Genomic DNA, 15,018 nt, shown 5'->3' on the forward strand with positions numbered 1-15,018 from the left:
TAAATTATAGCAATAGCAGTCTACTGCGATTGAAAAATACTACTTATTAATTGTGTTCTGAAAAATATAAACCTCAGTTGCTCCGCGCCCATATTTCTGGAAATCGGCATCGTAAAACTTCACATTTTCATAGCGGTTAAAAAGATATTCTAATTCTGTGCGTAACACCCCTTCGCCGACACCATGAATAAAAACTACTTTCGGAATACGTTTTGAAATAGCGAAATCTAACTGCCTTTTTGCTGTATCTAATTGGATAGTTAGCATTTCATAATTATCTAGTCCGCGTGTTTTTGGCAGCAATTGATTAATGTGCAAATCTACCTCCAAAGGCGGCAGGCTGCGCTCTTTTGGTTTTACGCGTTTAGTTTTCCCAGGCTTTTTTTGTTCTTTTTCTGAAATAATTGAAGAAACATCCATTTGCGACAGTTCTCTTTTGGAAAGCGAACCATCTATTACGATAAGTTCATTCTTCAAAAAATCTATTTCGAAGCCATCAGAAGTCATTAAGGTTACCTCATTTCCCTTTACAGCAGTAACCACACCCGATATGGCATCGTCTAACACTGAAACTTTATCGCCTATTTTCATATAATTTTTAATATTTTTTTACTTCCACACAACAGATTCCAACCTTCATAAGTACCTCTTAACGAAAATATTACGTATTTTGCAGTGTTTTACACTATATGTGGTTTATTATTTTTAAATTTAACCCATCGAAACGGCTTTGTTGCCCCACATCAAAGTTTTTTAAAACTGTAAAAATATGAAAAACCTACTATTCTTTTCAACATTACTGCTAACAACTACTGGTCTTTTTGCGCAATTAACAGTTAAGCCTACTTCCGGTGGAACTGATTCTTTTGTTTACGTAAAGAATCAAGTGCTTTACGTTACGAATGAAGTTAACCTAACTAGAAATACAAGTGTTGCAAACGGTTCAACCGACAGTAAAGAAGCTAGCATTTACTTACGTGATAATGGGCAAATGATTCAAGGTAATGTTGTTAACAATACTGGCGATGGACAGCTTTCTGCACAACAAAACTCCCCTGTTACAAATGCTTATGCCTATTATTATTGGTGCTCACCTATTGGAGATACCCCACTCAATGATGCTGGAAATAAATATTTTGGAGCGAACCATTTATATGAGCCATTATCGAGTATTAGTAATACAGCAGCACAACAAGTAGGTAAAACAAATGTACTTAATGGATTTACTAATCCAAAACTAACGGTTTCTACACGTTGGCTTTATACGTTTCGATACCCCGGCAAAGAAAGAGAAGGAAGTTATCAAGCTATGGGCAGTGGAAATAACGCTCCTCCAGGATATGGTTTTACAATGAAAGGAGTCAATTTAGGTGCTAGTGGAGCAGCCAATCCAACAGGTCCTGCATTTGGGCACAATCAAAATTATGAGTTCCGTGGAAGACCAAATAATGGAACATTTTCAATTCCTATTAACGAGCCCAATAATGGAGAGGCGCTTATGACTTTTACAGGAAATCCTTATCCTTCATCAATAGACCTAAACGCACTTTTTTATGATAGCGATAATGAAGAATTAGATGCTATTTGGTATTATGATGAAGACCGAAAAGTCCTTTCACATTATTATTCCCAAAAACCTTTTGGATACGGAGTTTGGGTGCCAGGTGGTAAAGATTTAGACCTCAATAATAAGGATAACAGTCCTTCTGGTACATATGTTCACGCACCTTTCCAAATTTATTCTGCCAACGGCGGAGGTACTGGTACAAATACTAATGGCGATGCTAATCAAAACAAACGATACGCTCCAATTGGGCAGGGATTTATGGTGGTTGGAAAAAGCAGCATGGGCGCCGGTGTAGACAAAATTATAAATATTAAAAATTCACATAGAATTTTTGTAAAAGAAGGAGCAGCTGGCTCTGCTTTCCAAAGACCAGAATTCGCTAATGAAAATGAGGAGAGTGATGAACCTGATAACATTTACTTTTCTACCATAGCAGAAACGGCAAGAATAGACACGCGTCCTCCAAGTATGCGCATTTATACAATCTTTAATGAGGGAGTAACCAGAGATATGGTACTCGCTTTTTATGACGAAGCTACTGACGGCTACGACCGCGGCTTGGACGGCTTAAGTGCCCAAGATTTAAGAACAGACGCCTACTTCCCTATTGGCAATGACACTTACCGCCTACCTTATGTTATTAACGGTGTTAAGTATAATATTGATAAGCAAGTGCCAATCGCTTTTAAATTACAATATCAAACAAAATTTGATGTAAAAGTGGTTCAGGAAATTAAAAAACCATACATAAATGCTTACATTTTTGACGCTGTGGAAAATACCTATTCGCAAATTACCCGTGGTCAAAGTGCTACGTTCAATCTTCCTGCCGGAACTTATGACAATAGGTTTTTTGTAGTGTTTGTAAACCCAAATCTAAGATATGAAATTCCTGACGAAGAATGGAATGCTATTAGCTTGGTTACGGAAAATGTAAAGTTCTTCCAAAACAATAGAAGTCATCAATTAGAAGTAAGCAATCCGGAAGGCTATGTTATTAAAACCGCTTCTGTTTACGATATGAATGGTAAATTAGTAATAGCAGAGAAAAATCTTGGTAGCGATTCAAAATACAGCTTTTACACAGGTAATTTAAGCAGTGGTGTTTATTTAGTGAAGCTAATGACGGACAACGATATTGCTATAGATTATAAAGCAGTAGTACACAATTAATAACCTAATGCTTCGCAATACCAGATATTGCGAATGTAAATTATAATAAAAAACGGCCTCGAAATAATCGAGGCCGTTTTCATTTGGTATTCTTCTAAAAACCTTTAAAGGTTTTAACGTACTTTGAAGTTTCGTTTTGAACTATTTCTCAAACTCTTTTAACGTCTTAATAATTATTGAAACGCAATCTCTCAATTGTTCTTCATTCATCACTAAAGGAGGTGCAAAGCGAATGATGTTTCCGTGAGTAGGTTTTGCTAATAAACCATTATCGCGAAGTTTTAGACAGATGTTCCAAGCGGTATCGCTGTCTTCAGAATCGTTAATAACAACTGCATTCAACAATCCTTTTCCGCGAACAAGTTTTGCTATGCTGCTCGTTTCAATGAATTTATTAAGTTCACTTCTAAAAAGTTGTCCAAGTTTTTCTGCATTTTCAGCAAGATTTTCGTCGCGAACTACACCTAATGCAGCCATTGCTACCGCAGCAGCAACTGGATTACCACCAAAAGTAGAACCGTGATTCCCTGGTTGAATAACATTCATAATCGCATCATCTGCCAATACAGCCGAAACTGGATAAGCGCCACCGCTCAATGCTTTTCCGAGGATTAGAAGATCAGGCTTCACATTTTCGTGATCAACCGCAAGAAGTCTTCCTGTTCGGGCAATACCCGTTTGTACTTCATCTGCAATAAAAAGAACGTTGTGCTTTTCGCATAAAGCTCTTGCTTTGCTCAAATAACCTTCTGACGGCACAAAAACTCCGGCTTCGCCTTGAATAGGCTCCACCAAGAATCCAGCAATATTTTTATTGCTTTCTAAATGCTGCTCAAGTTGCTCAAGATTATTGTACTCTATTTTTATAAATCCTTTTGTGTACGGGCCAAAATTATCGCGCGCCACGGGATCGTTACTGAACGAAATAATTGTAGTAGTTCTTCCGTGAAAATTGTTTTCGCAAACAATAATGTCGGCTTCATTTTCTGCGATTCCTTTCTTTTCATACGCCCACTTTCTACAGATTTTTAAAGCCGTTTCCACAGCTTCGGCACCCGTATTCATTGGTAGTACTTTATCAAATTTGAAAAAATCACAGACAAATTTTTCATATTTCCCAAGCATATCATTATGAAATGCGCGTGAAGTTAGTGTGAGTGTTTGTGCCTGCTCGTTCATGGCATTAACAATTGTTGGGTGGCAGTGACCTTGGTTTACTGCGGAATAGGCCGAAAGAAAATCGTAATATTTCTTTCCTTCCACATCCCAAACATATACGCCTTCTCCCCTATTTAAAACCACTGGAAGTGGATGATAATTATGGGCTCCGTATTTGTTTTCCAATTCAATAGCTTTAGCTGAAGCTGTTTGCTCTAAGACTGACATAAATGTAAAATTTTGATGTAATTTAATAGTGATTCCTGCTTTGTGGAGAGAAATCATCCTGAAATTGCAAAATTAGCAATTATTATCTATATAAGTAGGTAATAGCGCCTTTTTTACCGAATTTGAAATAAGAAAGATTGTATTATTCGCTAAATAATAAATATTTTAGCAATATGCTTTAAATACAACCCTTCCTATTTAAAGTATAGAATTTAATATTATTTCATATTATGAAACACTATCCCCATTTAATAGAAGACTTAGGCATTGGAATCTGGGAATATAATGTTCAGACCAGAAACATTATTTGTAATGAAAATTGGGCTTCAATAATAGGTTACACAATCGCAGAGCTCGAACCAATTACTTTCGAAACTTGGAATAAAATGTTTCATCCTAAATATTTGGGCAATTCTGACAATTTATTTAAAATGTATTTGGAAGGAAAAACCAAGGAGTTTAAATGCGAGATTAGATTAAAACATAAAAATGGTCACTCTATTTGGGTACTTGCACAAGGGAAAATAGTATCGAGAGATGAGAACGGCAGTCCTGTTTTAGTTGTTGGGACAAATCAAGATATTACCGACGAGAAAAGAAACCAATTAAAACTTAGAAGGTTTAAAGACATTACAGAAATTGCAAGTAATATTGCTCAAACTGGATATTGGGAAATCGATTATATAACCAAAAACTTCTTTTGGAGCCCAATGATAAATAAAATATACGGGCAAGCACCAGATTTTTCACCTAAGGAAGAAGATGTATTAAGTTATTTTGCTGAAGGCGAACATAGAGATACAATGAAACTCGCAATAAAAAATGCGGTTTTAAACAAACAAAATTTTGACCTTGAAGTACAAGTTAATTCGAAAGACAAATCCTTAAAATGGGTTAGAATAATTGGCATCGCCGATTTCAAAAAATCGAAGTGTATACGCCTTTATGGAATTGTACAAGATATTGATGACTTAAAAAGGATTCGAATTAAAACAGCCATACAAGAAGAGCAGTTTAGACAAACATTTGAGCATGCTACCATTGGTATGGCCTTGGTTGGACTTGATGGCACTTGGCTTAAGGTTAATGAAAGCATATGCTCTCTTTTAAGATACTCGAAAAAAGAATTCTATAATTTAACTTTTGCAGACATTACCCATCCCGAAGATCTTAATAAGGATATAACTTTGCTGAATGAATTGGTGGCAGATAAACGTAAAAACTATCAAATGGAAAAGCGTTATATCTGTAAAAATGGAGATATTGTCTGGGCGTATTTATCAGTGTCATTAGTGCGTAATAATGAGGGCAGCCCGTTGCATTTTGTATCTCAGATACAGGATATTAATGAAAATAAAAATTTGGTCGAGACTATGAAAGACCAAAACAAAAGACTTATAAATTTTGCCTATATCGTGTCTCATAATTTAAGATCGCATGCCGGAAATATTGCTATGATTTTGGAACTAATGGCTTCAGAAAATTTAGAATTAGTTGATAATGAATTCATGGTTCACCTTCAATCTGCTTCCAATAATCTAAACGATACAGTGGAACATCTTAATGAAGTGGTTGTAATAAACACAAAGATTTATGATAATCTGGTGCCATTAAATCTTCATCAATATATAAATAGTGCATTGGTGAATATTCGAGGGCTGGCAACAGTCACTAATAGTGTAATAATTAATCAAACTAGCGAAGATTTATTTGTTGCCGGAATTCCAGCCTACTTGGAAAGTATTGTGCTAAATTTCCTAACAAATGCTATAAAATATCGCTCGCCAGGCCGTAACCCATATATTGAAATTTCTGCTGAAAGCAAAAACAGCCATATTATTCTGAAAATAAAAGACAACGGAATGGGGATTGATTTAAAGCGAGTTGGTAAAAAGCTATTTGGAATGTACAAAACTTTCCATAATAACGAAGATTCTCGTGGTATTGGCTTGTTTATTACCAAGAATCAAGTTGAAGCTTTGGGAGGTAAAATTAAGGTGAAAAGTGAAGTTGGCATAGGCACCGAATTTAGCATCTACTTCAATAAAGCGAAGATGAAAAATAACAAGTTAACCCCTTTAAAATAACGCATATAAGTATGAAAAAAATAAACCTAGCCTGCATAATAGACGATGATCCTATATTCGTTTTCGGCACCAAAAAAATTATGAAACTGGCAGACTTTTGTCAAAGTTTCATGGTTTTTCACAATGGTGAAGAAGCTTTAAATAGTCTGAAAGCGATAATTAAAGGCGGTGAAAAATTGCCAGAGATTATACTGCTAGATTTAAATATGCCAATTATGGATGGTTGGGAATTTTTAGAAGCTTTTACAGCTATACCTACACCCACTACAATTAACATATATATAGTTAGCTCCTCTTTAGATCCAGAAGACATTAAGCGGGCTAACAACTTGAAGAGTGTGAATAATTACATCATTAAGCCCATTGCATACGATAAGATAGCAGAAATTGCTTCAGAACTTTAATCGGTCAATTTTAAATCTCAAAGTTTCGTTTAAATGCCAAAAACGTTCTATTTTTGCGCCTATGGCAGTAAAAAATAAGAAAGTAGTTTTAGAAAACCTTGAAGTAATAGATGCGGGCGCTAAAGGCAAAGCAGTAGCCAAAGCAGCAGACGGAAGAGTAGTTTTTATAAACAACGCCGTACCTGGTGATGTGGTAGATGTGCAGACACATAAAAAACGTAAAGCGTATTATGAAGGTTCTGCTATTTCAGTTTCAAAATATTCTGAAAAAAGAGCTGAACCGGTTTGTCCACACTTCGGAACTTGTGGTGGCTGCAAATGGCAGAATATGGGTTATGAACACCAACTTTTTTACAAACAAAAAGAAGTTGCCCAAAATCTGCAACGCATCGGGAAAATTGAACTGCCCGAATTTCAACCTATTTTAGGTTCCGAAAAACAATATTTTTATCGCAACAAAATGGAGTTTTCTTTTAGTGACAGCAAATGGCTAACACTGGAACAAATTAAAAGCGATGAAACAATAGAAGACCGAAACGCCCTTGGTTTTCACATTCCTGGAATGTGGGACAAGATTTTAGATCTTAATATATGTTACCTGCAAGCGGACCCCAGTAATGCTATTCGCGATTTTGTGAAGGCGAAATCTGAGGAATTAAATTTAACATTTTTCAACACCAGAAATCAAGAAGGATTTTTAAGAACGCTTATGCTTCGCACTTCTTCAACCGGTGAAATAATGGTTCTGCTGCAATTTTTTCACGAAGATGAAGCAAACCGAAAACTACTTTTAAGTGCAATTGCTGAAGAATTTCCACAGATTACTTCACTTTTATATGTAATCAATTCCAAAGGAAACGATACACTTTACGATCAAGACATTGAACTTTTCCACGGAAGGGATCATATTTTTGAAGAAATGGAAGGTTTAAAATTTAAAATAAATGCAAAATCTTTCTACCAAACTAATAGCGAACAAGCGTACGAACTTTATAAAATAACCCGTGATTTTGCAGGTTTAAGCGGAAATGAGCTAGTTTACGATTTATATACTGGTACAGGAACAATAGCGCAATTCGTTGCTAAAAACGCAAAAAAAGTAATTGGCGTTGAGTCCGTTCCGGATGCTATTGAAGCTGCCAAAGCCAACGCGCTACTAAACAATATTGATAACGTTGAGTTCTACGTGGGTGATATGAAAAAAGTGTTCAACGACACATTTATAAGCAAACACGGAAAGCCAGATGTAGTTATTACAGATCCGCCACGCGACGGAATGCACGCAGACGTTGTTGCACAGCTTCTAAATATTGGTGCCGCTAAAATTGTATATGTAAGTTGTAATAGTGCAACGCAAGCACGCGATTTAGCTTTGTTAGATTCAAAATATAAAGTTATTAAAGTACAGCCAGTAGATATGTTTCCGCAGACGCATCACGTAGAAAATGTTGTACTTTTGGAGAAACGCTGATTCGTCAAAAGGACGTAAGACGGTAAGACGTAGGACTAAAAAAAGCAGAAGGGTTTTGATTTTTATTAATATTTTGATGCTGTATTAGTCTTACGTCCTATGTCAAAAAGTCTTAGGTCTATTTAAAAAAAATTATGTTGAAAAAAATTATTCTTTTCATACTTATAATCTTCGCCTTTAAAAGTTGTACCAAAGACGATATTTGCCCAGAAGGAACGGCAATTACGGCAAACCTGGTTATTACCTTTAACGATATTTCAAATCCCAGTAATTCGAAAAACGTAACAGTTTTAAGCGTTAAAACGGATTACGATGATAGTGTTGAAGTAATATCTTTGGATGATACTAATGAAATAGTGATACCGCTTAGCACTACTTCAGATACCACAAAATATAAGTTTATAAGGACAACCTATGGAACCAGCGATACGCTAGTTAATACAGATAGAGTAATGTTTGTGTACCAGCGAAAAAATAATTACGTTAATCGCGCTTGCGGTTTTAACACTGAATATTTTAATCTGGAGGCAGAATTAGAGCTAGAAGGAAACGAAAATTGGATTCAAGAAATAATAGTAAAACGAGATACAGTTAATGACGAAAATAGCGCCCATATTACTATGCTGCATTAGTCTTTTTTGCGGCACACATTTAATGGTGGCGCAACAAAAGAGTGAAACTACCACAGACACTATTTCAAAAATTGAAAAGTATGGAATTCGTGTGGGTGTAGATTTGGCAAAACCTTTGCGATCTTTAGTTGAAGATGGCTATTCTGGTTTTGAAGTTATGGGTGACTTTAGGGTAACCAAAAAGTTTTATGCCGCAGTAGAACTTGGAAACGAAACGAAAGACTGGAACGAGCCCTACATTTCTGCCACTACGAGTGGAAGTTATGCAAAAATAGGTTTTGATTACAACGCTTATGAAAATTGGTTGGGAATGGAAAACGCCATTACACTAGGTATGCGGTACGGAATTTCTACTTTTAAGCAAGAATTGCTCAGCTACCGAATATATACAGACAATACTGCATTTCCCACTGAAACCATTTATGATCCACAAGAATTCAGTGGTTTAACCGCACATTGGGCCGAATTTATTTTGAGCATTAAAACTGAAATACTCAACAATCTCTATCTTTCCTTAAATGTTCAATTGAAGAGAAAAATTTCAGAAACGGAACCAGAAAATTTTGCAAACTTATACATCCCAGGATTCAATAGAACATATGATTATAGCGAATTTGGCGTTGGGTACGGGTATTCTCTTTCTTACTTAATACCTATTTTCAAGAAAACAGAAGTGTCCCAACAAGCCCCGAAGGGGAAGTAATTCTACGCTTTGACTGAATACTAATCACTGATCACTGAATACTAAACTACTGCTTACTAGTTTTCCTACTTCCCTCATACATTTCATAACGTACAAGTTTAGCTTCAAGCTTTCCGTTGAAGAGTTTTATCTTTCTTGAAGGACGAAGTCCTACAAATTTCAACGCTTCCATGTTTGAAGTAATCATCCAAGCTTGTGTGCCTGGATAATTGCGTTTCAGTGTATTACCAATAGAACTGTAAAATTCTTCAACATCGTTTACAGAAATCCGTTCGTCATAGGGCGGATTGAAAACCATATACAAAGATTTATCACCTTCTTTTTCACTTTGGAAAAAATCTTGTTGCTTTAATTCAATAAATTCTTGAAGGTTTGCACTTTTTATATTCTCTTTAGACTTTTGAATTGCTACTGGATCAATATCAAATCCATAAATTTTATGTGGGAAATCACGAACTTTTGCGAGCGCAGCTTCTTCTATTTTTTCATATAAATCTACATCAAAATCAGGCCAAGTTTCAAAACCGAATTCTTGACGATTCAAGTTAGGAGGAATATTGCAGGCAATCATAGCTGCTTCGGTAAGCATAGTTCCACCACCACACATTGGGTCGAGAAAATTACATTGCCCTTGCCAGCCGGAAAGCATTAAAATTCCTGCCGCAAGTACTTCGTTTATTGGCGCAAGGGTACTTTCTACTTTATAACCACGTTTGTGAAGCGATTCACCAGAACTATCTAAGGAGACGGTACAAATATTTCTGTCAATATGCACATTAATACGTAGCGTAGGATGATCCAGATCTACATCTGGTCGAACTCCTTCCTTATCGCGAAATCTATCAACAATGGCATCTTTCGTTTTTAGAGAAATATATTGCGAATGCGTAAAAACATCTGAAAAAACAGTGGCATTCACGGCTAATGAGCCCTTTACATCCATGTGTTTTTCCCAAGGCATTTCGTAAATCTTCTTATAAAGATCTTCTTCAGTAAAAATATTAAAAGCTGAGATTGGTTTCAAAATTTTAATGGCCGTACGGCAGCATAGATTCGCTTTGTACATAAAGCCCGTGTCGCCTTCAAATGAAACGTTACGCACCCCAATTTCAACAGCCGAAGCACCCAATTGACGTAATTCCTGAGCAAGCAGCTCTTCCATCCCAAAAAGGGTTTTGGCCACCATTTTAAAATTCTTTACCATAGATCATCCCAGTCTAAACAGGGAACTTTTTAATTAATTTTCAATTTATACGAAATTAAAAATCTTCCATTTAACAAAGGAACAAAAATACAGTATTTTTGCAGTGCGAAACGATAACTATGCAAAAAGAAAAAGAGAATTGGTATACATCCTGGTTTAATACTCCATACTATCATCTGTTGTACAAAGACAGAAATCATAGGGAGGCGGCAATATTTATGAATTCTCTTACCAGTTATTTAAATCTTAAAAAAAACGATTCTATTCTCGATCTTGCGTGCGGACGAGGAAGGCATGCAAAATATTTATACCGTCAAGGATTTGATGTTACTGCAGTAGATCTTTCTGAAGAGAGTATTGAATACGCAAAACAATACGAAAACGCGCGACTTCATTTTGAGGTGCACGATATGTGTTTGCCCTATCCGAAGCAATTTGATGCAGTTTTTAATCTCTTTACGAGTTTCGGATATTTTGAGAACGAAATAGATAACTTGAGAACAATAAAAGCCATTAAAGCTGAATTAAAGCCATCGAGCTACGCTGTTATTGATTTTTTAAATGTTGAATTAGCCATAGCTAATCTCGTTCCCTTAGAAAAAAAGAAGGTAGGCGACATTGTTTTTCATATTGAAAAATATGTTGAAGAGGGTTATATTGTTAAAAACATTCGATTTACGGATCAAGGAGAAGATTTTTTATATACCGAACGTGTAAGGGCCTTGACTTTGCAGGATTTTGAATCATACTTTAAGGAAGCCGGCATTACGCTTAAGAACGTTTATGGCAATTATAAACTTGAGGATTTTAATAAAGAATCTTCTGAAAGACTAATCCTAATTTTCAACTGATGAATTATTTATTGCTTTTTTTGGCCGTGGCTGTAGGTTATTTTATTGCGCTTTTCCTAAAGAAAAAGGAATTGCGAAATATGGAGATTTTTCTGGCCTTTAGTGGCGGATTTTTATTGTCGATTACCGTTTTTGAACTTATACCTCACGTATTTGAAAACCCTTCAAAAAGCATAGGTGTTTACATAATGCTCGGAATATTACTGCAAATATTTTTAGAGTTTTTTTCAAAAGGCGCCGAACACGGCCATGTCCATTTACATTCTGAAGCAAAACATTTTCCTTGGATTTTGTTCATTAGTTTAAGCATTCATGCGTTTATGGAAGGATTCCCTATTTCCGAAAATAATAATTTGCTGATTGCTATTATTGTTCATAAAATTCCGGTGGCTATAATACTATCTTTCTTTTTCATTACCGCAGGATATAAAAGATCCACTACCTTATTTTTTCTATTCTTTTTCGCAATAATGACGCCTTTGGGTAGTTTTATATCAACACATTACAACCTTTTTCATCAATATGAAACACCAATTACAGCTATAGTTATTGGAATATTTTTACACGTTTCAACCACTATTCTCTTTGAAAGTTCGAAGAACCACAAGTTCAACCTTTCAAAAATGACCGCGGTAATTTTAGCAGTGGTGATTGCGTATTTTATTTAATTTGCTTCCGAAGTATTAGTGTGGAGTTTCACTCTTTTCTCGTATTCAAGTACGTTGGCTACCATTCGTAAATCGCCATAGGTGAATTTCTTGTCAATTCTACTTTTTAAGTCGTTAAAACCTTCGTATACTTCGGTTTGCATAATTTTCTTGAGTTCGAGATATTTTTCTTCTGGCATTATTTCGGTGATTTTAAGCTCTCCCGTAGATAAAAAAATACCGAGATGCCTTTCAATAGTGCCAACAGTGTAATCACGTTCCTTCGCTATTTCTGTTATGCTCAATCCAGATTTGAATAATTTGAAGGAGATTTGTTGCGTCTCACTTTTTTTAGGCACAGATTTAGTTTCATTTTTCGGCTCTATTTCATTTTCTTGGCAGTAATTCCTTATGACTTCGAGAATTGCAGCGCCGTATTTTTCAAGTCTTACTTTTCCAATGTCAGTAATTCCTCGGAGTTGTTTAACATTTATGGGTAAGACTTGGCACATTTCAAAAAGTGCTTTTTGGGTAAAAACTTGATAGGCCGCGACCGCTTCTTCATCTGAAAGTACTTTCCGAAGTTCTCTCAGCAGTTCAAATAATTCTTTATTTTCAGTTGAAATTGCTAAATCAGCTTTGGCGCGTTTTGGCTTGTCTACTTCCTGCAGTGCGGCCTTAGCTCGTAAATCGAGGTATTTTGAAGTTTTGAAACCATCTTTTAAACCATTAAAACAAAACTGTTTTGCAACTATCAATTCTTCCAAATTATTAAGCTGATTTGTAATATCTTCTTTAATTGCTTTATTATCTGTGGAAAAATTAAGATCGTCTAAAGGTTTTTTAATAAAATCTTCTAAATGCTTTTCAAAATAAAAAACGGCCTTTTTAAAGCGCTCCTGTAACATAACATTATTTTCTGGAGCATCGTGTTCGCTTAATTTTTTTAATTGAAATTGGAAGTTCGTATTGACTTTTAAAAGTTCAGTCACTCCTTTTTCCTTTAAAATGGTTAATTGATCGAGTAAATTTCCATTGATATTGCCATTATTTTTAAAATAGACATCTATAATTCGACTTACCGGATATAAGAAAGGATATAAATTAAAAATGTCATGGATCAAATTAAGTTGATATGCTATTTGCGAAGTTTTCAAAATGGAAGTATCTGGCTGGTTCTCTTCGGCATTTTTACTAAAGGAAGCAACTTCCAGATTGTTGATTATGCTTTTTTGAGTGAGCGGCCCTGTTAAAACAATACCTTCCAAAGTTTTGCAGCGACTTAAAGCTACATAGGTTTGTCCGTGAGCGAAGGCTTCTTGGGCGTCGATAATTACTTTTTCAAATGTGAGCCCCTGACTTTTATGGATAGTTATAGCCCAAGCCAAACGCAATGGCATCTGGGTAAATGAACCAATTTCATCTTCCATTATTTCCTTAGTATCCGGATGGATGGAGTATTGAATATTCTTCCATATTTCTGGACTAGTAACGATATCTGAATTATCGCCGGGACAACGCACGAGGACTTCATCTTCATCTAAATCTATGATTGTTCCAATCTTTCCATTGAAATAGCGTTTTTCAGCAGAGCTGTCATTTTTAACAAACATTACTTGCGCTCCTATCTTAAGTTCCAACTCTAAATGTGTGGGATATGTATATTCTGGAAACTTACCTGCTACTTCTGCTTCGTAAAAAAAACTTTTCTTTTTTAGCTTTTTCAGTTCAACAGAATTTATTCTATCCGCTCTATTGTTATGCGTGGTCAAAGTAATAAACCCAGCACCGTCATTTGCTGAAAAGTTAGGAATATACCGTTTATTAAGGGTTTCAGAGGATTCGTGTGTCAAAGAATCATTTCTAATTTCGTTTAATATTTTTATAAAATCCTCACTTTCCTGTCTGTAAATGTGTTTCAATTCAATGGTTATGGCATTCGAATTTTGAAAAACGTTGCTTCCAAAGAAAAACCCGGTCTTGTAGTGTTTTTTTAAAAGTTGCCATTCATCGTTCTTAATTACTGGCGAAAGCTGTTGTAAATCGCCAATCATCAATAATTGAGCGCCTCCAAAGGGTTTACTTCTATCTCTAAACCTACGCAAAACCTGATCTATACCATCGAGCAAATCAGAACGCACCATACTTACTTCATCGATAACCAACAAATCTAAAGATTTAATAATATTGATTTTCTTTTTACTGAATTTTTTAGAAAATGAATTGCCTTGCGTATTTGCAGTTTCGGGTAAGATTGGACCAAAGGGCAACTGAAAAAAGGAATGGATGGTCACCCCTCCCGCGTTAATAGCCGCAACACCGGTGGGTGCCACAACTGCCATTCTTTTTAAGGAATCCTTTTTTAATTTATGTAGAAACGTAGTTTTTCCTGTCCCCGCTTTTCCGGTCAGGAAAATATTCCTATCGGTATAATTGACGAAGTTCCAAGCCAGATCGATTTCAGGATTTTCAATCATTATTAAAAATTGTGGGGGAGGTTAATGTATTTCGGAGAATAAATATAATAAATATAGCGTGGAAATAAAATCAGAAATTTTAAAATTGAGAGGTTAGGTTATATTGTATTCAATATACAGCAGCTTTACACTGAAATACATTCAATTTATGAATTATTCAGTGATAGTAAAATTAGTACTTAGATTGCTTCGAAATGCTTAAATCGATATTTAGTAGAAGGTTTTAAAGGAAGGCGTTTATGATAATGATAACGGCAGGGGCTAATAATCTTAATAGTTATAAAAAATTAGAGCTCCGTCTTGCCGCCCCTACCACCACGATGTGGGAGAGTAGGTTTGTTTTTCAGTTTATTCCAAAAAAAAAAGACCCAATCAAATAAATGATTGGGTCTTTAAAGGAAGGCGGCGACCTACTC

At 35.6% G+C, this 15,018-nt stretch carries 12 protein-coding genes; 8 read left to right on the forward strand and 4 right to left on the reverse strand.

Going from position 1 to position 15,018, the window contains the following annotated elements:
- Positions 1-39 precede the first annotated feature (39 nt).
- Positions 40-591, reverse strand: a complete 552-nt coding sequence (locus tag AC3RVG_RS03810; protein ID WP_489690107.1) for a DUF8465 domain-containing protein — start codon at positions 589-591, stop codon at positions 40-42.
- 178 nt (positions 592-769) lie between these two features.
- Here AC3RVG_RS03810 and AC3RVG_RS03815 point away from each other — a divergent pair, with 178 nt between their 5' ends.
- Entirely contained in the window at positions 770-2,740 is a 1,971-nt protein-coding gene (locus AC3RVG_RS03815) for a DUF8693 domain-containing protein (RefSeq protein WP_489690108.1), read from the forward strand.
- 141 nt (positions 2,741-2,881) lie between these two features.
- Here the strand turns inward: AC3RVG_RS03815 and rocD are convergent, their stop codons facing one another.
- Entirely contained in the window at positions 2,882-4,126 is a 1,245-nt protein-coding gene (gene rocD, locus AC3RVG_RS03820) for an ornithine--oxo-acid transaminase (RefSeq protein ID WP_489690109.1), read from the reverse strand.
- Between the two features lie 230 nt (positions 4,127-4,356).
- Between rocD and AC3RVG_RS03825 the strand changes: the two genes are divergently transcribed.
- The 5 genes from AC3RVG_RS03825 to AC3RVG_RS03845 all read left to right on the forward strand — a co-directional run bounded on the left by AC3RVG_RS03825 (position 4,357) and on the right by AC3RVG_RS03845 (position 9,423).
- Positions 4,357-6,213 (forward strand): PAS domain-containing sensor histidine kinase, encoded by a 1,857-nt coding sequence (locus AC3RVG_RS03825; RefSeq protein ID WP_489690110.1) that lies wholly within the window; start codon positions 4,357-4,359, stop codon positions 6,211-6,213.
- 11 nt (positions 6,214-6,224) lie between these two features.
- Positions 6,225-6,617 carry a response regulator gene (locus tag AC3RVG_RS03830; RefSeq protein ID WP_489690111.1) on the forward strand — a complete coding sequence of 131 codons (393 nt, stop codon included), beginning with the start codon at positions 6,225-6,227 and terminating at the stop codon, positions 6,615-6,617.
- Between the two features lie 61 nt (positions 6,618-6,678).
- On the forward strand, positions 6,679-8,088 hold the full coding sequence (gene rlmD, locus AC3RVG_RS03835; RefSeq protein ID WP_489690112.1) for a 23S rRNA (uracil(1939)-C(5))-methyltransferase RlmD: 1,410 nt from the start codon (positions 6,679-6,681) through the stop codon (positions 8,086-8,088).
- Positions 8,089-8,222: 134 nt separating this feature from the next.
- Positions 8,223-8,720 carry a DUF6452 family protein gene (locus tag AC3RVG_RS03840; protein WP_489690113.1) on the forward strand — a complete coding sequence of 166 codons (498 nt, stop codon included), beginning with the start codon at positions 8,223-8,225 and terminating at the stop codon, positions 8,718-8,720.
- Positions 8,683-9,423 carry a DUF6048 family protein gene (locus AC3RVG_RS03845; RefSeq protein WP_489690114.1) on the forward strand — a complete coding sequence of 247 codons (741 nt, stop codon included), beginning with the start codon at positions 8,683-8,685 and terminating at the stop codon, positions 9,421-9,423. Before AC3RVG_RS03840 ends, AC3RVG_RS03845 begins: the two co-directional genes overlap by 38 nt.
- A 46-nt stretch (positions 9,424-9,469) precedes the next feature.
- On the opposite strand, the gene AC3RVG_RS03850 is transcribed toward AC3RVG_RS03845, so the two are convergent.
- The gene (locus tag AC3RVG_RS03850) at positions 9,470-10,627 is read right to left on the reverse strand and encodes a THUMP domain-containing class I SAM-dependent RNA methyltransferase (RefSeq protein WP_489690115.1); all 1,158 of its coding nucleotides are present in this window, start codon (positions 10,625-10,627) and stop codon (positions 9,470-9,472) included.
- 119 nt (positions 10,628-10,746) lie between these two features.
- On the opposite strand from AC3RVG_RS03850, the gene AC3RVG_RS03855 reads away from it, so the two are divergent.
- Both AC3RVG_RS03855 and AC3RVG_RS03860 read left to right on the forward strand, forming a co-directional pair.
- Positions 10,747-11,478 (forward strand): class I SAM-dependent methyltransferase, encoded by a 732-nt coding sequence (locus AC3RVG_RS03855; RefSeq protein WP_489690116.1) that lies wholly within the window; start codon positions 10,747-10,749, stop codon positions 11,476-11,478.
- A complete protein-coding gene (locus AC3RVG_RS03860) occupies positions 11,478-12,146 on the forward strand; it encodes a ZIP family metal transporter (protein ID WP_489690117.1) in 669 nt (222 codons plus the stop codon). The genes AC3RVG_RS03855 and AC3RVG_RS03860 overlap by 1 nt, the downstream gene beginning before the upstream one ends.
- Here the strand turns inward: AC3RVG_RS03860 and AC3RVG_RS03865 are convergent.
- Positions 12,143-14,602: a helix-turn-helix domain-containing protein gene (locus AC3RVG_RS03865; RefSeq protein WP_489690118.1), complete on the reverse strand. Its 2,460-nt coding sequence runs from the start codon at positions 14,600-14,602 to the stop codon at positions 12,143-12,145. The genes AC3RVG_RS03860 and AC3RVG_RS03865 overlap by 4 nt on opposite strands.
- Positions 14,603-15,018: the final 416 nt, after the last annotated feature.

The sequence above is a fragment of the Aequorivita sp. IT1282 genome (assembly GCF_058068205.1).